Consider the following 17,060-nt stretch of genomic DNA (forward strand, 5'->3'; position numbering starts at 1 on the left):
TTGCATCGCCGGTCAGCCCCGGCGGCGCTCTTTCCATACCCAGTACGTCACCGCCATCGACCAGACCAGTGCGGCAATCGCCGCAAGGTCCATGAGAAACGCGAAGCGCACGGGCAGTCCCAACTGCCCGCCGACGTATTGGCCAGCGATCCACAGAACCATCGTAGCGGCCATCACAATGGCGGCAATGCGGATCTGCCGGGCAAGACGCCGCTCGCGGTCCGTGATCTTGTCTTCGCGCCGTTTCGCCATGGGCGGGGTCCGAACTGATGTCGGTTCCGTGCCTATCCCGGAGGACCGGGCGCGCACAATCCCAAAGGACCGCGCGGCGTCGTCGCGCCCCCGGACGCGGGACGCGGCGACGCACCGGGCGGAAGACCCCGTCAGGAAAGCTTCGCCCTCGCCTGCTCCACGAGCTTGTGGCGGGCGCAGATCATCGCGAAGCCCGGCTGCCGGTCATTCAGCCACGCCACGGAATCGGGATCGAGCCGCGCGAGCTGGTCGAAGTGGTAGATGCCGGCCTCGTGCAGCGCGGCGCCGAGCTTCTGGCCGATCCCGGTCAGCGCCGTGAGATCATCCGCCCGGCCGCCGCGCGGCGCATCGAGGAGATGGAGGCCCGCAAGGTCGCCTTCAGGCCCGTCTGGCAGGTTGGCCGACACTTCGGCGGCGTCGGCAGGCGGCTCCGGCAGGGGCGCCGGGCGAAGCGGCGTTGCATCCGCAACACGAAGCTCCACCCCACCCGCGCGGCCGAGCGCCGACCAGAATCCTGTCGGCATGGACAGGCCGAGCGTCCATGCCTGGATCGCGGCGGTACCGGCGACGGCGGTGTTGTAGGCCATGAGATGCATCATCGAGGTCTGCGCGGCCTTCCCGCGCAGCCAGAGGTCTTCGGCGAGGTTCATACCCTTCTCCTCAGGTCGTGTCACACACCCTCCCGAGGATCAGTATACATCACCCTTGTCGACGCGCTTCGAAAAATCCGTCTCGCCGCCGGAGGCCAGCAGCTTGGCCTGCGTGACCCAGTCGTCGCGCGTCACGCGGCCCTTGAAGCCTTCGAGGTTGTCGTCGACCCACGCGACCTCTTCCGCCGTCCAGCTGGCGATCTGGTCGTAATGGTAGAAGCCCAGCCGGTTGCAGACCTGTTCCAGCTTGGGGCCGACGCCCTTGATCTTCTTGAGATCGTCGGCCTTGCCACCGCGGGGGGCATCGAGCCTTTCGGGACGGGCCGCCTCGCCTTCCGCCTGCGCGGGCGCCGCGGCAGCGGGTTTGGGCTCGGGCGCGGGGGCGGCGGCCGGCTTCGGGGCGGGCGCAGGCTTCGGGGCGGCGGCGGCCGTTGCGCCGACCGGATCGCTGTAGGCATAGCCCGCCGTTCCCGGACGCACGGGCCCCGGAAGCGGCTTGAGGAACCCCACCGAAAGAACGCCGCCTAGCACGAAGAAGACCACCGCCGCGGCGAAAATGCCCTGAACGAGCGTCCAGTCGCCCAGCACCATCAGCACCGCCATCGCAACGAACCCAGCCGCCGAGGCAACGCCCCAGACGATAAGCACGTTGATAAGACCGCCGGAATTCGAGTTCATGTCGGCTCCCCTCGTTTAGGTGTCTCTCTCCCTATGTTTAGCTGCCGAACGCGCTCTTGTCTCTCCCCTTTAGGACAAATCGCCGCGCTTGCCCTCATGCGCCTGCGGCGTCGCGTTCCGGGCGAGCACCGCGTCGTAGTCCGTCGCGAAAAGGAACTGGCCCAGCCAGCCGCCCACAAGCGTCGTCCCGAGCCCGGCGAAGGCGCCGACGGCCACCCACAGGCCCAGCGCGCCCACCGCCACCAGCGCCACGGTCAGTCCCGCGATGGAGGCCAGAAACCATACGGCCACGATTGCCGCGAAGCGGCGGAACGTCAGTGTCCCGTTCATGTCATTCCCCTGAAATCGTTTTGCTTTCAGGGCGAACTAGGCAGAAAAAAGGCCCGGTCGAGCCGGGCCTTCCGCGACATTTTCACCACTTGGGCGCGTCAGCTCTCGGTGGCGAGCGTCCGTGCCTGCTCGATCCAGCCTTCGCGCTCGATCCGGCCCCGGAACTTCAGGCGGGCATCGACCCACGCGGCGTCGTCCTCCGTCCAGGCCGCGATCTGGTCGAAATGGTAGATCCCCATCTCGTTCAACATCCGCTCGATCTTGGGACCCACGCCACCGATCCGCTTCAGATCGTCGGCCTCGCGTCCCGCGCGGGGCGCGTCCAGACGTTCGGGGCCGGCGGTGTCCGCCGCCTCGGCGGGCGCGCCGGTCCGGGGATGGCCCTTGCCCTGCACGGGCGCCTCGCGCTTGTCGATGCCGGTGGCGTCGGTCGGCGCGCCGCCTGCCAGAACAGGCTTCTTCGGCGTCGGCTCCACGTCCACGTCGCTGGCGGATTGCCTGCCCCAGGGCGCGCGCAAGGGCACCTCGGTGCCGTCGATGCGCTTGATCGTGTCGCCGATGTCCTCGGCGAGGCGCGCCGAGGCGTTCAGCGGGTCGCGCCCGGCTTCATTCGCGGTCAGCGAGGTCAGGCCGGACGCCGGCTCGGAGGCGTAGCGCCCGTTCTGCGGCCCGGGCACCGGCACGCGGCCGGCCGCCATCTCGTCGATGATCCAGCCCAGCTTCTCGGCCGTCAGGTCCTCGTAGTAATCCTTGCCGATCTGCACCATCGGCGCGTTGGCGCAGGCGCCGAGGCATTCGACCTCCTCCCACGAGAAGCGGCCGTCATCGGACAGCTTGTGCGCGTCCTTCGCGATCTTGTCCCTGCAGACGCCGATCAGGTCCTCGGCGCCGCAGATCATGCACGACGTGGTGCCGCAGACCTGCACATGCGCCACCGACCCCACCGGCTGAAGCTGGAACATGAAGTAGAAGGTCGCGACCTCGAGGCCGCGGATATGGGCCATTCCAAGCATGTCGCAGACATGCTCGATCGCCGGCCGCGTCAGCCAGCCTTCCTGTTCCTGCGCCCGCCACAGGAGCGGAATGATCGCCGAGGCCTGGCGGCCCTCGGGATACTTGGTGATCTGCGCCTTCGCCCAGGCCAGGTTGTCGGGCGTGAAGGCGAAACTTTCGGGTTGCTCGGGATGGAGCCGTCTCAGCATTGAGAGCCTCGTCTGGTCGGTCGTCCGTTCGCGGCAGGGGTTGCCAGAAGCCTGGCGGAATGTCCATGCGCGCCAACGGCGCATGTGCCCGGGCGCGCGGCGAAGGGCGTGGGGCGCGGCGCCTCAGCTGGTCAGCGTGTTGCAGGTGGTCAGGCGGGCGGTGCCCTCGTCGTCGATCCGCAATTCGCCCCGCTCCATCAGGAGGGGACCGGCGCGGAAACTGAACGCGAAGAGGCCGGCATCCAGATCCTCCGAGGCGGCCCGCGCATTGGCGTCCGACAGGTCGATCCCGAAATCGAGCGCGATGAACTCCACGATCGCGGCGCTGAAATCGGCGCGGTCGGCGCGGCGCACCTCGCAGCCCCACGACCGGATGAGAAAGGCGAGGTAATCGGCGGCCACGTCGTCGGAGGCCCGCGCGAGGTAGTCGAGCGCGGGCCCGGCATCCGCCGCCGCGGGCGCGGGCGCGGCGAGCGAGCAGGCGACGAGGCAGGCGGAGGCCGTCCGCCTCAGCGAAGCATAGCGCATCGTGAAAGTCCCAGCTTGCGGGCCGCGCCGTTGTCCCCGCGCCTCGCCCGCTCCTCTTGTTACGCCACGGCAGTCTTGTCAGCGAAACGATTAAGATCAAGCCCGATTGCGCGATGTTGTGGACTGGATGCCATAAAACCACATCATCTGTACGAAATGGACAAGGCGGGGCCCTCTCGGGACCGCGCCTTGTCCATTTCGCGCCGGAGGCCGGGGGGGCGTTAGCGGTCCACTTCCCCGAACACGATGTCGATGGAGCCGAGGATCGCCGACACGTCGGCCAGCTGGTGGCCGCGGCAAAGATAATCCATCGCCTGCAGGTGTGCGAAGCCCGGCGCGCGCAGCTTGGCGCGGTACGGACGGTTGGTACCGTCCGCCACGAGGTAGACGCCGAACTCGCCCTTGGGCGCCTCGACGGCGCAGTAGATCTCGCCCTCGGGGACGTGGAAGCCCTCGGTGTAGAGCTTGAAGTGATGGATCAGCGCCTCCATCGACGTCTTCATGTCGCCGCGGGCGGGCGGCGTGATCTTGCCGCGGGCCAGCACCTCGCCCTGGTTGGCGGGGTCGCGCAGCTTCTCGCAGGCCTGATGGATGATCTTTATCGATTCGCGCATCTCCGCCATCCGGCAGAGGTAGCGGTCGTAGCAGTCGCCGTTCTTGCCCACGGGGATCTTGAAGTCGAACTCGTCGTAGCACTCGTAGGGCTGCGCGCGCCGCAGGTCCCACGCCAGGCCCGAGCCACGAACCATGACGCCCGACATCGCCCAGTCCTGGATGTCCTCTTCGGAGACGACGCCGATATCGACGTTGCGCTGCTTGAAGATGCGGTTCTCCGTCAGGAGGCCGTCGATGTCGTCGAGCACCCCGGGGAACTGATGCGCCCATTCGTCGATGTCGTCGATCAGGCTGGGCGGCAGGTCCTGGTGCACGCCGCCGGGACGGAAATAGGCCGCATGAAGCCGCGCGCCCGAGGCCCGCTCGTAGAAGATCATGAGCTTCTCGCGTTCCTCGAAACCCCAGAGCGGCGGGGTCAGCGCGCCCACGTCCATCGCCTGCGTCGTGACGTTCAGGAGGTGGTTCAGGATGCGCCCGATCTCGCAATAGAGCACGCGGATCAGCTGCGCGCGGCGCGGCACCTCCACGCCCGTGAGTTTCTCGATCACGAGGCACCAGGCATGTTCCTGGTTCATCGTGCCGACGTAGTCGAGGCGGTCGAAATAGGGCAGGTTCTGGAGGTAGGTCCGGCTCTCCATCAGCTTCTCGGTGCCCCGGTGCAGAAGCCCGATATGGGGATCGCAGCGCTCGACGATCTCGCCGTCGAGCTCCAGCACCAGCCGCAGCACGCCGTGCGCCGCCGGGTGCTGGGGGCCGAAGTTGATGTTGAAGTTGCGGATCTTCTGCTCGGCCGTCTCGCGGTCCTGCGTGCCGTCGTCGTACCTGTTCCGCCGGATGTCGCCGTCCATCATGGGGTGGCTCCTCAGCCTTCGATGGCCGGACCGTCCATGGTCCGGAACACCTTGGTCAAAAGTTTCCACGCGCCGTTCTCGCGCACGAAGCCGAGGTGGTCCTCGAAGCGGCGCGGCGGCACGTCGACCCAGAGATGGACGCGCGCGATCTCGTCGCCGGCTGTGTCCACCGAAAGGATCTCGTAGGAGGGCTCGCCCGCAAACGCCTTCCGGCCCGCGACGCGGGCGAGGTAGGCGGGCTTGTCCCAGTAGAGGAGGTTCCCCCCCGGCTCGACCGCCGTCATGTTGAAACGGTCGTGGCACATCTCGACAAAGGTCTGGGCGTCAGCGTGGTGGATGCCTTCGCAATAGGCCACCGCCAGCGCGCGCACGGCCTCCTCGGAGGGGGTGTGCGTCTGCGTCATTTCGCCTTTTCCTCCGCCTTCTCGTCACCGGGAAGAATGTAGTCGGCGCCTTCCCACGGGCTCATGAAATCGAACAGTCGATATTCCTGCACCAGCTTCACCGGCTCGTAGACGACGCGCTTCAGTTCCTCGTCGTAGCGCACTTCCGTGTAGCCCGTGGTCGGGAAGTCCTTGCGCAGCGGATGCCCGCGGAACCCGTAGTCGGTCAGGATGCGGCGCAGGTCGGGGTTGCCCGAAAAGAGGATGCCGAACATGTCGTAGACTTCACGCTCGTACCAGCCGGCGCCGACATGCACCGAGGTGATCGAGGGCACCACGTCGTCCTCGCGCACGGCGGCCTTCACGCGGATTCGGTGGTTCTGGTACATCGACAGGAAGTGGTAGACGACGTCGAAGCGGCGATCGCGCTCGGGCCAGTCCACCGCGGTGATGTCGATCAGCGTGGAGAAGGCGCAGGCGCGGTCGGACTTCAGGAACTCGATGAAATGGTCGATCTCGGCCACGGCGATCTCGACGGTCAGCTCGCCGTTCCTGATCTCGTGGCCCAGGACGGCGTCGGGCTGCCGCTCGGCGACGTGGGCGGCCAGCTCTTGCAGGGCTTCGGTCATGAGGCTCGTCTCCAGTCTTGGCGCGGCCGGGATGCGCGGTCCTTCGCGCCGCTCAGCGCGTGATTGTGCCGGTGCGGCGGATCTTCCGCTGCAGCTGAAGGATGCCGTAAAGCAGCGCCTCCGCCGTCGGAGGGCAGCCCGGAACGTAGAGGTCCACGGGCACGATCCGGTCGCAGCCGCGCACTACGGAATAGCTGTAGTGGTAGTAGCCGCCGCCGTTCGCGCAGGACCCCATCGAAATCACGTAGCGCGGCTCGGGCATCTGATCGTAGACCTTGCGCAGCGCGGGCGCCATCTTGTTGGTCAGCGTGCCCGCCACGATCATCAGGTCGGACTGGCGCGGACTGGCGCGCGGCGCGGTGCCGAAGCGCTCGAGGTCGTAGCGCGGCATCGAGGTGTGCATCATCTCCACGGCGCAGCACGCAAGGCCGAAGGTCATCCAGTGCAGCGACCCGGTGCGCGCCCAGTTGATGATGTCCTCGGTCGAAGTGACGAGGAACCCCTTGTCCTGAAGCTCGCGGTTCAGCGTCTGGGTGGCGACCTCGCGGTCGGCCCCGGCGGTGTTCGCGCCCGTCATCACTCCCATTCCAGGGCTCCCTTCTTCCATTCGTACGCGAAGCCCACCGTCAGCACGGCGAGGAACGCCATCATCGACCAGAACGCCGCCATCGAGATGTCCTGCAGCGCAACGGCCCATGGGAACAGGAACGCGATCTCGAGGTCGAAGATGATGAACAGGATCGACACGAGATAGAAGCGCACGTCGAACTTCATGCGGGCATCGTCGAAGGCGTTGAAGCCGCACTCGTAGGCCGAGACCTTCTCGGGGTCGGGGTTGCGCACCGCCACGATCACGGCGGCGAGAATGAGCACGAGGCCCAGACCTATCGCCAGCCCGAGAAAGATCAGGATGGGGGCGTAGTTGGACAGAAGCTCCTGCATGGGCATTCCTCAAGCCTGCCGGGACCGCCGCGCGAGGGTACACGCAAAGCGGCGTCGGTCGATAGGGGTGATCTACTCGCGCCCCCCCTGAGCGTCAACGGGGCCGGGGGTGCGGCAAATCGAGGGCGGGCAGGTTCACGGCGCGGGGCTTGACGTCACGCGCCGGCCCGCGTCGTCTCGTGGCAGGGTTCGGCTCTGGGTGTCCCGGGCAAGGCGGGCCGCGATTTACCCGGTCCGCCTCGCACGCAGCAACACCGCCGCGGCCTCCGGCGAAGGCCCGGCTCGTGCGGGGCGGCCGCGCTGCACGTCACGGTCACGGGGGCATCGTGTTTTTCGCGCGGTCCCCAACGACCTGCGCGGCAGGCGTCGCGGCCTGCCGCGCAGATCCGCCTGGCAGAAAGGGCACCCCGCGCGCGACGCGCCCCCGCGCTCAGTCGGCGTCGGCGCCGCCGGGCACCAGCCGGCGGACCATACCGGCGTCGACCGCCGCATAAAGGCTTCCGTCGGGCGCGAGAACGAGCGACCGGAACCGGCCGGCGTCCATCGGCAGCGTCATCTCGGTCACGTCATTCACGGTCAGGTCATCGTCGAGATCCAGCACGTCGATGCGCTGGCCGATCGGCGTGCCACCGAAGCCGATACCCATGTAGCCCACGACCGCGTCGCCGTCCCATGCGCCCCACTGTTCGCCCTCGAGAAAGGTGATCGAGGTGATGCCCTGCGAGTAGTTGTTGTTCTCCCAGATCGGCGCCATGGCGTCGGGATAGGTCTCGAAGTCCGTCATCGGCATGAAGGACGCGCGCTCGTAGCGGTTCATGCCCTCCATCTGGTTCGGCATGTAGCCGCAATAGTCGTCGGGACAGTCGCCGCGCCCGGCCATGTTCGCGCGCGGATCCCAACCGCCGTTGCCGCCGGCCTCGAGCGGCGTGATCTCGTCGGAATGCCAGGGACCGTGCTCCGTGATGATCGGCGTTCCCGTGTCCGGGTCGAAGGCGATTCCCTGCACGTTGCGGTGTCCATAGGTGAAGATCCGCGGATCGAAGCCTTCGGGCGTTCCGTTGCCGGGCGCGGGCGCACCGTCCGTCGTGATGCGCAGCACCTTGCCGCCGAGGGTCTGCGGACCCTGCGGGAGTTCCGGATTGTGGTTGTCGCCGGTGGTCACGTGAAGGTAGCCGTCCGGCCCGAACCGGATGCGCCCTCCGTTATGCGCGCCGGGATTGCCGAAGGGGTGATCCGTCGGGTCGACCTTGTAGGGGATGTCCTCGATCAGGTCGGTCCGGTCCGACAGGCCGCTGAATGCCTCGTTCACCGTGAAGCGCATGACCCGGTTGGTGGGCGGCTCCGACATCTCGGAGACGGAATAGACGTAGATCCGGCGGTTTTCCTCGAAGTCCGGGTCGAGCGCCACGCCGTTCATGCCCGCCTGCCCGTTGCAGAACAGGTCGTCGGCCAAGGTGGCGTAACCCTCGGCGTCGCCCATCCCCAGAAGGCGGTTGATCCCGCCGTCGGGCATCCGCACCGACAGGCCCTTGCAGATCTCGGTGAAGAACAGCGTCCCATCGTCGAGAAACGCCATGTCCCACGGCACTTGCAGGCCGGACACGACGACCTCGTGGCCGAGGCTGGTGGTATTGGGCCCCGGCGCATCACCCCCTTGCGCCACGGCGGGCGCGCCTGAGGACAGGGTCGCGGCCATGGCGGTGGCCGCAACGAGAGGTGCCGCGAACGGCGTGGATCGTTGAATGGACATGAAACGTGCTCCCTCGGTCTTTCAGATCGGGGAATTGTCATCCCCGGCTCCCAACGGTCGCGCGCGGGGCGCGTTCCAGCGAAAGGCCGGCCTCGAGCTTCACGATCCCTTGAGGCAGGTCCGGGCGGCCGGCCCCGGCGACGGGGCGAACGGGCCGCCCCCGCGCCGTCAGCCTTCGGCCGCCATCAGGTCGCGGAGTTGCCGCCGCAGGATCTTTCCGGACGCCGATTTCGGCACGCTGTCCACGAAGCGGTATTCGCAAGGATGCTTGAAATGCGCGAGGCAGCCCTCGCAATGGGCGCGCAACTCCGCCTCCGTCACCTCGGACCCGGAAGGCCCCTGAGCGCGCACGACGAAGGCCACGGGAAGCTCGCCCGCCTCCTCGTCGCGCCGCGCGGTGACGGCGGCATCCGCCACGCCGGGATGGGCGATCAGCGCCGCCTCGACCTCGGCCGGCGCCACCTGGAAACCCTTGAACTTGATCAGTTCCTTCAGCCGGTCGCGGATGAACATGAAGCCGTCCCCGTCGATGACGGCCAGATCCCCGGTGCGCAGCCAGCCGTCCGGCGTCAGGCACTCGGCGGTGGCCTGCGGATTGTTGAGATAGCCCTTCATCACCTGCGGCCCGCGCACCCACAGCTCTCCCTCCTCGCCCGGCCCCATGTCCTGCAATGTCTCGGGGTTCACGATCCGGCATTCGGTCGAGGGCACGGCCTGCCCGCTCGAGCCATGCCGCGCGTCGCCGCCGATCGTCATGTGGCTGATCGGGCTCAGCTCGGTCATGCCGTAGCCCTGCACCGACGAGGCGCCCAGCCGCTCGCCCACCGCGATCTCCGTCTCCGGCCCAAGCGGCGCCGCGCCCGAGAACACCTCTCGGACCGACGACATGTCGTGCTCGGCCACCATCGGATGCTTCGCCAGCGCCAGCGCCACAGGCGGCACGATGTAAAGCCGCGTCGCCCGGTGCCTCGCGATCAGCCCGAGGAACAGCTCGAGGTCGAAGCGCGGCATCGTCACCAGTTTCGCGCGCCGCTCCAGGAACAGGTTCATCATCACCGTCATCCCGTAGATGTGGAAGAACGGCAGGAACGCCACGGCCACGTCGTCGGGCGTGATCCCGGCCACCGCGCCGGCCTGCTGCACATTGGCCACGAGGTTGCGGTGCGTCAGCATCACCCCCTTGGGCCGCCCGGTCGTCCCGCTCGAATAGGGCAGCACGACGACATGCTCGCGAAGGTCCACCGGCGCCTGCGCCTCCAGCGGCCGGCCCATCAGGTCGTCCAGCGACAGCCCGCTCTCTGCGCCGATCACCGCGACGTCGCGCACGCCCGTGCCCGCGATCGCCGTCTCGGCCAGTTCCGCGAACATCGGGATCGTGACCAGAAGCGTGGCGCCTGAATCGTTCAGCTGATGGGTGATCTCGGGGGCGGTGTAGGTGGGATTGATCGTCGTGACCGTCCCACCGCCCAGCGCCACGCCATGGAAGACGACCGGGTATTCCGGCATGTTCGGCGCAAGGACGGCCACCGTTCCGCCGGGCAGGACGCCGCGCTCGGTCAGACCGCCCGCAAGCCTCCGGATCTGCTCCATCAGCGCGCCCGCGGTCAGCGCGCGGCCGGTCGGCCCGTCGATGATGACCTGCTCGTCCTCGCGCCCGACAAGGCCCTCGAACAGCTTTTCGGAGATCGATACCTCGTCGACCTCGACCGTTCCGTGACGGCTCGGAAATCCAGTCATGCCACGTTCTCCCCCCGGCTCCCCCGGCGTGACGCAGCCCTCCCTCAGGACCCCGCGCCGCCCTCGGCGAGAAGGCTAGCACGATTGGCGGGTCAGGTGTCCAGAACCACCGTCCCGAGCTTGCCGCCCGACGCCACGAGGTCGTGGGCCGCGGCGCAATCCGCGAGCCCTCCGCCAGGCACGACGGCATGGGACAGCGCCCCCGCCTCGAGCCATTCGGCCAGCTGCCGCTCCCCCGCGCGCCGCATCCGCCCGGCCAGCTGATAGACGATCAGCATGTGCAGCCGGACGTTCTTGAACATGAACGGATAGAACTCCAGCCGCGGCACCATCTCGGCCGCGGACGCGTAGGCGGCGATCGTGCCGCCCGGTTTCACCAGCGCCAGGTCCACCGCCTGGTTGGCGCCGAAATCCACTTCCACGATCCGGTCGACGCCCGCGCCCTGCGTCATCTCCATGACGGCCTCGGCCACGTCCGCGTCGCGGTAGTTCACCCATTCGTCGGCGGTGGAATGGCGCGCCTTCTCCTCCGAGGAGACCGTGGCGATCACCCGCGCCCCGGCGGCGCGCGCCATCTGCACGGCATAGCGCCCGACGGTGCCCGCACCACCCGTCACCAGCACGGTCCGGCCCTCCACCGGGCCGTCGCCCATCACCGCGTACCACGCCGTCATCGCCGGAATGCCGAAACACGCGCCCTCGGCGAAGCTCGTGCCCTCGGGCAGGCGCACGGCCTGCTCGGCGGGCAGCGCGACCAGTTGCGCCGCGGTGCCAAACGCCCTTTGCCAGGCCGCGTTCCAGACCCACACGCGCTCGCCGACCCTGCCGGGGTCAACGCCCGCGCCCACGGCCTCGATCACCCCCGCACCGTCGGAATGCGGGATCACCCTCGGATGGGCCATCGCCGCTCCGGGACGCGCGCCGGCGCGCAGCTTCACGTCCGAGGGGTTCACGCCTGAAGCCCGCAACCGCACGAGCACCTCACCCGGCGCGGGCTCCGGGTCGGGCATCTCGCCAAGCGTCAGGACCTCTTGCGCGGGGCCGAACCGCTCGTACCAGACAGCCTTCATCTCTCGCTCCCTCCGATCCTCTCAACGGGCTTCATCCTTGCCGGTAAACTCCGGGGGAGCCGGCGTCAGCCGGCGGGGGCAGAGCCCCCTTCCCTTCGCCAACCGGCGCGTGCGCCGCGCCCCGCGCGGCGCACTCATTCCATCCAGCGCGCCTTGCGCTTCTCGAAGAAGGCCCCGATCCCCTCGGCGCTCTCCTCGCTTTCCCATCGGCCGACCAGCGCCTCGATCGTCATCGCGACCTGAGCCTCGTCCACGCCCGCCCCGAGGTCGGCCACCAGCTTCTTGCCCGCAGCCACCGCCCCCGGCGCCGCCGACAGGTAGGGCGCGATCTCGGCCTCGACCGCCGCGTCGAGCGCGTCGCGCGGAACCGCCCGCGCCAGCAGGCCCAGATCCACCGCCTCCGCCGCCCCGAAGATCCGCCCCGAGAAGAACACCCGCCGCGCCCGCGCCGCGCCCATGCGCGCCACGACATAAGGGCCGATCGTCGCCGGGATCAGCCCCAGACGCACCTCGGTCAGGCCGAACTTCGCCTCCTCGACGCCGACGGCCACGTCGCAGACCGAGATCAGGCCGACGCCGCCGCCGAAGGCCTGCCCCTGCACCCGCCCGATCAGCGGCTTGGGCATGGCGTCGAGCGCGCCCAGCATCTCCGCGAGGCTGCGCGCCTCGCGCGCCCGGCTCGCGGCGTCCGCCTCCATCTGCGCGCGCATCCATGCAAGATCGCCCCCCGCCGAGAACGACCGTCCCTCGCCGGTCAGCACCACGACCCGCACCGCGGGGTCCCGGCCCAGCCGGGCCGCGGCTCCGGCAAGCTCGGCGATCATTTGCGCGTTCATCGCGTTGTGCTTTTCCGGCCGCTTCAGGGTCAGCTGCGCGACCCCCCGCGGATCGACCGCGATCCCGATCGTCTGTTCCATCGCCCGTCCTCCCTCTCGCGTCCCGCGCGGCGCCGCCGCCCCGACGCTCATGCGTGGCCGCTCCGCATCGCGCGCGCCATGGCCGCCGCCGCGCCGACCCTGTCCATGTCGAGGCCGGTCTCGTAGCCCAGCGCCGACAGCCGTCCGGCCACGGCCTCTGTCGCGACGTTGCCCGCGGCCCCCGGCGCATAGGGGCAGCCGCCGAGGCCGCCCACCGCCGCGTCGAAGACCCTGAGGCCCCGCGCCAGCGCCACCTCGACATTGTCGAGCGCGTGGCCCGACGTGTCGTGGAAATGCCCCGCAAGGCGGGCGGCCGGAACCTCGTCCAGCACCGCGGCCAGCATGGCGTCCACGGCCTCGGGCGTCGCCCGCCCGATCGTGTCGCCCAGCGATATCTCGTAGACGCCCATGTCGCGCAGCCGCGCGGCGACGCGCGCCACGGCGGCGGGCTCCACCGCGCCATCGTAGGGACATTCCACGACGCAGGAGATGTAGCCGCGCACCGGGACCGCGTCGGCCCGCGCGGCATCCGCGACCGGAGCGAACCGCGCGAGGCTCTCCTCGATCGAGGCGTTTATGTTCGCGCGCGAGAACCCTTCCGAGGCCGAGCCGAAGATCGCCACCTCGTCAGCCCGCGCCGCGCGCGCGCGCTCGTATCCCTTCATGTTCGGCGTCAGCGCGGCGTAGCTCACGCCGGTCGCGCGCGCGATGCCGGCCAGCACCTCGCCGCTGTCGGCCATCTGCGGCACCCATTTCGGAGAGACGAAGCTCGCCACCTCGATGCGGCGGAACCCCGCGCCGCTCAGGCAGTCGATGAGCGCGACCTTCTCCGCCGTCGGGATCAGCCGCGCCTCGTTCTGCAACCCGTCGCGCGGGCCCACCTCGAAGATCTCCGCCCGTTCGCCCATCAGCGCGCCTCCGGCATCGGCCATGCTTCGTAGTAGTCGCGCATGTAGAGGCGGTCGGCGTCCTCGACCGGCAGGCTCGCGACGAAGCCGGGCCGCGCCGTGATGCGCCCATACCATGCCTGCAGCGCCGGAAAGGCCTCCGTCCGCACGAAATGCCGCGCCATGTAGACGGCCTGCCCCACGCTCACGTCCGCCGCCGAGAAGCCACGGTCGAGCAGATGCTCCCGCCCCTGCAGGCGCGCGTCCACCGCCGCAAGGCACTTCCCGGCCCGCTTCGCCTCCAGCGACATGATCACCGGCGAGCGCATGGCGTCCTCGCGCAGCGCGATGTGCTGCTGGGTCAGGGCCGCGACGTGCTGGCTCAGGGTCTCGGAGAAATGCACCCAGATCAGCCAGTCGATCCGTTCCGGGTCGTCCGGCGCGCGGCCCATCCCGGTCGCGGGAAAGCGCTCGCAGAGGATCTCGGTGATCGCCCCCGTCTCCCAGATCGCCCGGCCCTCGAACTCCAGCGCGGGCACCCGCCCGGCCGGGTTCAGCGCGAGAAATTCGGGCGAGCGCAGCGACCTGTCGAAAGGCCATTCGACGACCTCGAACTCCACGGCCAGCTCGTGCAGAAGCCACAGCGTCCGCATCGACCGGCTCTGCGGAACGTGATGGAGCCGGATCATGCCGCGTCCTCCGCCGGCTCGAGCAGGATCAGCGGCGCACCCGCCTCGACCTGCGATCCCTCGGCGAAGAGGACCTCCGCGACCACCGCGTCGCGACCGGCCACGAGCGCATGTTCCATCTTCATCGCCTCCAGAACCGCCAACCGCTGGCCCCGCTCCACGCGGTCGCCGGCCGAAACGAGAACCGCCTTCACCAGTCCGGGCATCGGCGCCTCCACGCGGTCCCCTCCCGCGCCCGCCTCCGCCGCGACGTCGAGCGGGTCGATCACGTCGAACTCGTGGGCGTCGCCGTCGAAGACCACGACGCGCCCCGGAAGGCGGACGGCGCGCATCGCCGTCTTGCGCCCCTCCACCAGCCAGTCCGCGCCCGCGCGCCGCAACCCCACGCGCCCTTCCTCCACCGTGACCTCGGAGTCGCCCTCCCCCCGCGTCTCGACCGCGATCGCAAGCGTCGCGCCTTCCCGGCCCAGCCGCACGGTCTGCCGCAACCCGTGCCACAGGCGGAACCCGCAAAGCGGCGGCGGGTCCGCATCGAGCCCCATCGCCGCCACCGCCGCGAGCGCGATGACGGCCGCGCCGGGCGCGGGCGGTGCGGCAAGCTCGTCCAGATGCGCGTCGATCAGGCCGGTGTCCACGTCGCCGCAGGCGAAGCGCGGATGGCGCACGAGCCGCCGCAGGAACGCGAGGTTGGTCACCGAACCCGCCACCTCCGTCCCGGCCAGCGCGCGGTCCATCCGGCGCAGGGCGATCTCCCGCGTGGGACCGTGCACGATCAGCTTGGCGATCATCGGGTCGTACCACGGGCTGATCTCGTCGCCCGCGCCGACGCCGGTATCCGCCCGCGCGCCCGCGCCGAAGGACAAGTGCGCAAGCCGCCCCGTCGCGGGCAGGAAGCCCTTGGGCACGTCCTCGGCATAGAGCCGCGCCTCGATGGCATGGCCCGCGATCGACAGTTCCTCCTGACGCGCGGGCAGCGCCTCTCCCGACGCGACGCGAAGCTGCCATTCCACGAGGTCCACGCCGGTGATCGCCTCCGTCACGGGATGCTCGACCTGAAGCCGCGTGTTCATCTCCATGAAGTAGAAGCGGTCGGGCCGCAGGCCGTCGCTCGCGTCCACGATGAACTCCACCGTACCTGCGCCCGCGTAGCCGATGGCCTCGGCCGCGCGCACGGCGGCGGTGCCCATCTCCTCGCGCATGTCGGCCGTCATGCCGGGCGCGGGCGCCTCCTCGATCACCTTCTGGTGCCGGCGCTGGAGCGAGCAGTCGCGCTCGAAGAGGTGCACCGCGCGCGCGCCATCACCGAAGACCTGCACCTCGATGTGCCTCGGCTTCTCGACGAACTTCTCGATCAGGACGGCGTCGTTGCCGAAGGCGGTCGCCGCCTCGCCCTTCGCGGAGGCGAGCGCGTCCATGAACGCCTCGGGGCCCGCGACCTTGCGCATCCCCTTGCCGCCCCCGCCCGCCACGGCCTTGATCAGGACCGGGTAGCCGATCGCGTCCGCAGCACCGAACAGGTGCTCGGGCTCCTGGTTCGCGCCGTGATAGCCGGGCACGACCGGCACCCCGGCCTCCGACATCAGCGCCTTGGCCGCGTCCTTCAGGCCCATGGCCCGGATCGCCTTCGCCGAGGGGCCGACGAAGACGAGGCCCGCGGCCTCCACGGCCTCGACGAAATCGGGGTTCTCCGACAGGAACCCGTATCCCGGATGGATCGCCTGCGCGCCCGTGGCCCGCGCGGCCTCGATGATCGTGTCGGCGCGCAGGTAGCTGTCTGCGGGCTTGGGGCCGCCGATCCGCACGGCGACATCCGCCATCCGGACATGACGCGCGTTCGCGTCGGCGTCGGAATGGACGGCGACCGTCGAGACGCCCAGCCTGCGGCACGTCTCGATCACGCGGGCCGCGATCTCGCCCCGGTTCGCGATCAGGATCCTGTCGAACATCAGCCCCTCCCGGCCTTTCCCGTCCCGGGCCGCGCGGCCCCCGTCATGTCCGGCGCCCGCGCGCCCGACCGTCTCATGGCGCACTCTCCGCCAGCGCCGCGTCGAAGGCCACCAGCAGCGCCCGCTCCACGGGCGCGCGCTTCTGCCCGAATCGTGGCGACCGCGATCCGCGCCGCCCGATCCGCCGGAAAGCCGTAGATCCCGGTCGAGATCGCCGGGAAGGCCACGCGCCGGTGGCCGATCTCGGACGCGCGGGCGAGGCTCTCGCGGTAGCACGAGACGAGCCGATCGTCCTCGGCCATGTCTCCGCCGCGCCAGACCGGACCCACCGTGCGGATCACGTGACGCGCCCGCAGCCCGTGGCCGCCCGTCACCTTAGCCTGTCCAGTCCCGCATCCGCCGAGCCCGCGGCACTCCGCCGGAAGCCACGGCCCCGCCGCGCGGCGGATCGCTCCGTCGACCCCGCCGCCGCCCGGAAGCGAGCGGTTGGCCGCGTTCACGATCGCGTCCACCTCGAACGCGGCGATGTCGCCCTCGATGACCTCGATCTCAGGCATCGTGCGCACCCCCGAGATCCTCGACCACCTCGAACCGCTCCCAGATCAGCGCCATGTCCGGCGCGAAGATGCCCGCGCGCCGGTAGTAGCGCTCGTGGCCCGCGCGCCAGCCCGCCAGCGTCTCGTCCTCGCCTTCCATCAGCGCCATCTCTTCCGTCATCTCCGCGAAGGTCGTCCGGCGCAGCTCCAGCGTCCGCGTGACGAGTTGCGGGCGATCCTCGAAGTCGAGAACGATGTCGCAGCGCCCGACAACCGGCTCGGCCTCGCCGGCCGCCAGTTCGGCGATGGCGGTGCAGGTGGCCCGCTTGCGCCCCGACCGCACCAGCGCGAGAAGTGCGTCCGACAGCGCCGGGCTGTCGCCGAAGCGATAGGTCTCGGCATCACGATACCGCGCCCTGATGTCCTCGACCCTCATGCCGCGCACCATGCCTGCCTGCGTCCGCCGAG

General features: G+C 69.7%; 20 protein-coding genes. All 20 read right to left on the bottom strand.

Features of this window, described 5'->3' with window-relative positions; genetic code table 11:
- Positions 1–12 precede the first annotated feature (12 nt).
- The gene (locus P6F26_RS11605; protein WP_278028854.1) at positions 13–252 is read right to left on the bottom strand and encodes a DUF5337 domain-containing protein; all 240 of its coding nucleotides are present in this window, start codon (positions 250–252) and stop codon (positions 13–15) included.
- 131 nt (positions 253–383) lie between these two features.
- Entirely contained in the window at positions 384–902 is a 519-nt protein-coding gene (locus P6F26_RS11610; RefSeq protein WP_278028855.1) for a hypothetical protein, read from the bottom strand.
- Positions 903–941: 39 nt separating this feature from the next.
- Entirely contained in the window at positions 942–1,580 is a 639-nt protein-coding gene (locus P6F26_RS11615) for an NADH:ubiquinone oxidoreductase (RefSeq protein ID WP_278028856.1), read from the bottom strand.
- 69 nt (positions 1,581–1,649) lie between these two features.
- Positions 1,650–1,910 (bottom strand): hypothetical protein, encoded by a 261-nt coding sequence (locus tag P6F26_RS11620; RefSeq protein WP_278028857.1) that lies wholly within the window; start codon positions 1,908–1,910, stop codon positions 1,650–1,652.
- A 98-nt stretch (positions 1,911–2,008) separates the two neighbouring features.
- Positions 2,009–3,112 carry an NADH-quinone oxidoreductase subunit E gene (locus P6F26_RS11625; protein WP_278028858.1) on the bottom strand — a complete coding sequence of 368 codons (1,104 nt, stop codon included), beginning with the start codon at positions 3,110–3,112 and terminating at the stop codon, positions 2,009–2,011.
- Between the two features lie 123 nt (positions 3,113–3,235).
- The gene (locus P6F26_RS11630) at positions 3,236–3,640 is read right to left on the bottom strand and encodes a hypothetical protein (protein WP_278028859.1); all 405 of its coding nucleotides are present in this window, start codon (positions 3,638–3,640) and stop codon (positions 3,236–3,238) included.
- Positions 3,641–3,861: 221 nt separating this feature from the next.
- Positions 3,862–5,106, bottom strand: coding sequence for an NADH-quinone oxidoreductase subunit D (locus P6F26_RS11635; RefSeq protein ID WP_278028860.1), 1,245 nt, complete (start codon positions 5,104–5,106; stop codon positions 3,862–3,864).
- Positions 5,107–5,117: 11 nt separating this feature from the next.
- Entirely contained in the window at positions 5,118–5,510 is a 393-nt protein-coding gene (locus tag P6F26_RS11640; protein WP_278028861.1) for a nuclear transport factor 2 family protein, read from the bottom strand.
- The gene (locus tag P6F26_RS11645) at positions 5,507–6,118 is read right to left on the bottom strand and encodes an NADH-quinone oxidoreductase subunit C (RefSeq protein ID WP_278028862.1); all 612 of its coding nucleotides are present in this window, start codon (positions 6,116–6,118) and stop codon (positions 5,507–5,509) included. The genes P6F26_RS11640 and P6F26_RS11645 overlap by 4 nt, the downstream gene beginning before the upstream one ends.
- Positions 6,119–6,170: 52 nt before the next feature.
- Entirely contained in the window at positions 6,171–6,695 is a 525-nt protein-coding gene (locus tag P6F26_RS11650; protein ID WP_278028926.1) for a NuoB/complex I 20 kDa subunit family protein, read from the bottom strand.
- Positions 6,695–7,060, bottom strand: a complete 366-nt coding sequence (locus tag P6F26_RS11655) for an NADH-quinone oxidoreductase subunit A (protein WP_278028863.1) — start codon at positions 7,058–7,060, stop codon at positions 6,695–6,697. The genes P6F26_RS11650 and P6F26_RS11655 overlap by 1 nt, the downstream gene beginning before the upstream one ends.
- 430 nt (positions 7,061–7,490) lie before the next feature.
- Entirely contained in the window at positions 7,491–8,810 is a 1,320-nt protein-coding gene (locus P6F26_RS11660) for a PQQ-dependent sugar dehydrogenase (RefSeq protein ID WP_278028864.1), read from the bottom strand.
- Between the two features lie 168 nt (positions 8,811–8,978).
- Positions 8,979–10,547 (bottom strand): AMP-binding protein, encoded by a 1,569-nt coding sequence (locus P6F26_RS11665; protein ID WP_278028865.1) that lies wholly within the window; start codon positions 10,545–10,547, stop codon positions 8,979–8,981.
- A 92-nt stretch (positions 10,548–10,639) separates the two neighbouring features.
- A complete protein-coding gene (locus tag P6F26_RS11670; RefSeq protein ID WP_278028866.1) occupies positions 10,640–11,617 on the bottom strand; it encodes an NADPH:quinone reductase in 978 nt (325 codons plus the stop codon).
- Positions 11,618–11,751: 134 nt separating this feature from the next.
- Positions 11,752–12,534, bottom strand: coding sequence for a crotonase/enoyl-CoA hydratase family protein (locus tag P6F26_RS11675; protein WP_278028867.1), 783 nt, complete (start codon positions 12,532–12,534; stop codon positions 11,752–11,754).
- Positions 12,535–12,581: 47 nt separating this feature from the next.
- Complete coding sequence (locus tag P6F26_RS11680) at positions 12,582–13,442, bottom strand: hydroxymethylglutaryl-CoA lyase (RefSeq protein WP_278028868.1); 861 nt, start codon at positions 13,440–13,442, stop codon at positions 12,582–12,584.
- Positions 13,442–14,110, bottom strand: coding sequence for a glutathione S-transferase family protein (locus tag P6F26_RS11685; protein WP_278028869.1), 669 nt, complete (start codon positions 14,108–14,110; stop codon positions 13,442–13,444). The genes P6F26_RS11680 and P6F26_RS11685 overlap by 1 nt, the downstream gene beginning before the upstream one ends.
- Positions 14,107–16,056, bottom strand: a complete 1,950-nt coding sequence (locus P6F26_RS11690; protein ID WP_278028870.1) for an acetyl-CoA carboxylase biotin carboxylase subunit — start codon at positions 16,054–16,056, stop codon at positions 14,107–14,109. The genes P6F26_RS11685 and P6F26_RS11690 overlap by 4 nt, the downstream gene beginning before the upstream one ends.
- Positions 16,056–16,613: a macro domain-containing protein gene (locus P6F26_RS11695; RefSeq protein ID WP_278028871.1), complete on the bottom strand. Its 558-nt coding sequence runs from the start codon at positions 16,611–16,613 to the stop codon at positions 16,056–16,058. Before P6F26_RS11695 ends, P6F26_RS11690 begins: the two co-directional genes overlap by 1 nt.
- A complete protein-coding gene (locus tag P6F26_RS11700) occupies positions 16,606–17,028 on the bottom strand; it encodes an ASCH domain-containing protein (RefSeq protein WP_278028872.1) in 423 nt (140 codons plus the stop codon). Before P6F26_RS11700 ends, P6F26_RS11695 begins: the two co-directional genes overlap by 8 nt.
- Positions 17,029–17,060: the final 32 nt, after the last annotated feature.

It is taken from the genome of Roseicyclus salinarum (assembly GCF_029624655.1).
Classification (GTDB): Bacteria; Pseudomonadota; Alphaproteobacteria; order Rhodobacterales; family Rhodobacteraceae; genus Roseibacterium; species Roseibacterium salinarum.

Coding starts and splice junctions, on each gene's coding strand:
- P6F26_RS11690 (WP_278028870.1), bottom strand. CDS start 16,056: ATGTTCGACAGGATCCTGATCGCGAACCGGGGCGAGATCGCGGCCCGC.
- P6F26_RS11635 (WP_278028860.1), bottom strand. CDS start 5,106: ATGATGGACGGCGACATCCGGCGGAACAGGTACGACGACGGCACGCAG.
- P6F26_RS11645 (WP_278028862.1), bottom strand. CDS start 6,118: ATGACCGAAGCCCTGCAAGAGCTGGCCGCCCACGTCGCCGAGCGGCAG.
- P6F26_RS11610 (WP_278028855.1), bottom strand. CDS start 902: ATGAACCTCGCCGAAGACCTCTGGCTGCGCGGGAAGGCCGCGCAGACC.
- P6F26_RS11620 (WP_278028857.1), bottom strand. CDS start 1,910: ATGAACGGGACACTGACGTTCCGCCGCTTCGCGGCAATCGTGGCCGTA.
- P6F26_RS11695 (WP_278028871.1), bottom strand. CDS start 16,613: ATGCCTGAGATCGAGGTCATCGAGGGCGACATCGCCGCGTTCGAGGTG.
- P6F26_RS11625 (WP_278028858.1), bottom strand. CDS start 3,112: ATGCTGAGACGGCTCCATCCCGAGCAACCCGAAAGTTTCGCCTTCACG.
- P6F26_RS11675 (WP_278028867.1), bottom strand. CDS start 12,534: ATGGAACAGACGATCGGGATCGCGGTCGATCCGCGGGGGGTCGCGCAG.
- P6F26_RS11630 (WP_278028859.1), bottom strand. CDS start 3,640: ATGCGCTATGCTTCGCTGAGGCGGACGGCCTCCGCCTGCCTCGTCGCC.
- P6F26_RS11615 (WP_278028856.1), bottom strand. CDS start 1,580: ATGAACTCGAATTCCGGCGGTCTTATCAACGTGCTTATCGTCTGGGGC.
- P6F26_RS11660 (WP_278028864.1), bottom strand. CDS start 8,810: ATGTCCATTCAACGATCCACGCCGTTCGCGGCACCTCTCGTTGCGGCC.
- P6F26_RS11685 (WP_278028869.1), bottom strand. CDS start 14,110: ATGATCCGGCTCCATCACGTTCCGCAGAGCCGGTCGATGCGGACGCTG.
- P6F26_RS11650 (WP_278028926.1), bottom strand. CDS start 6,695: ATGACGGGCGCGAACACCGCCGGGGCCGACCGCGAGGTCGCCACCCAG.
- P6F26_RS11640 (WP_278028861.1), bottom strand. CDS start 5,510: ATGACGCAGACGCACACCCCCTCCGAGGAGGCCGTGCGCGCGCTGGCG.
- P6F26_RS11665 (WP_278028865.1), bottom strand. CDS start 10,547: ATGACTGGATTTCCGAGCCGTCACGGAACGGTCGAGGTCGACGAGGTA.
- P6F26_RS11680 (WP_278028868.1), bottom strand. CDS start 13,442: ATGGGCGAACGGGCGGAGATCTTCGAGGTGGGCCCGCGCGACGGGTTG.
- P6F26_RS11700 (WP_278028872.1), bottom strand. CDS start 17,028: ATGAGGGTCGAGGACATCAGGGCGCGGTATCGTGATGCCGAGACCTAT.
- P6F26_RS11670 (WP_278028866.1), bottom strand. CDS start 11,617: ATGAAGGCTGTCTGGTACGAGCGGTTCGGCCCCGCGCAAGAGGTCCTG.
- P6F26_RS11655 (WP_278028863.1), bottom strand. CDS start 7,060: ATGCAGGAGCTTCTGTCCAACTACGCCCCCATCCTGATCTTTCTCGGG.
- P6F26_RS11605 (WP_278028854.1), bottom strand. CDS start 252: ATGGCGAAACGGCGCGAAGACAAGATCACGGACCGCGAGCGGCGTCTT.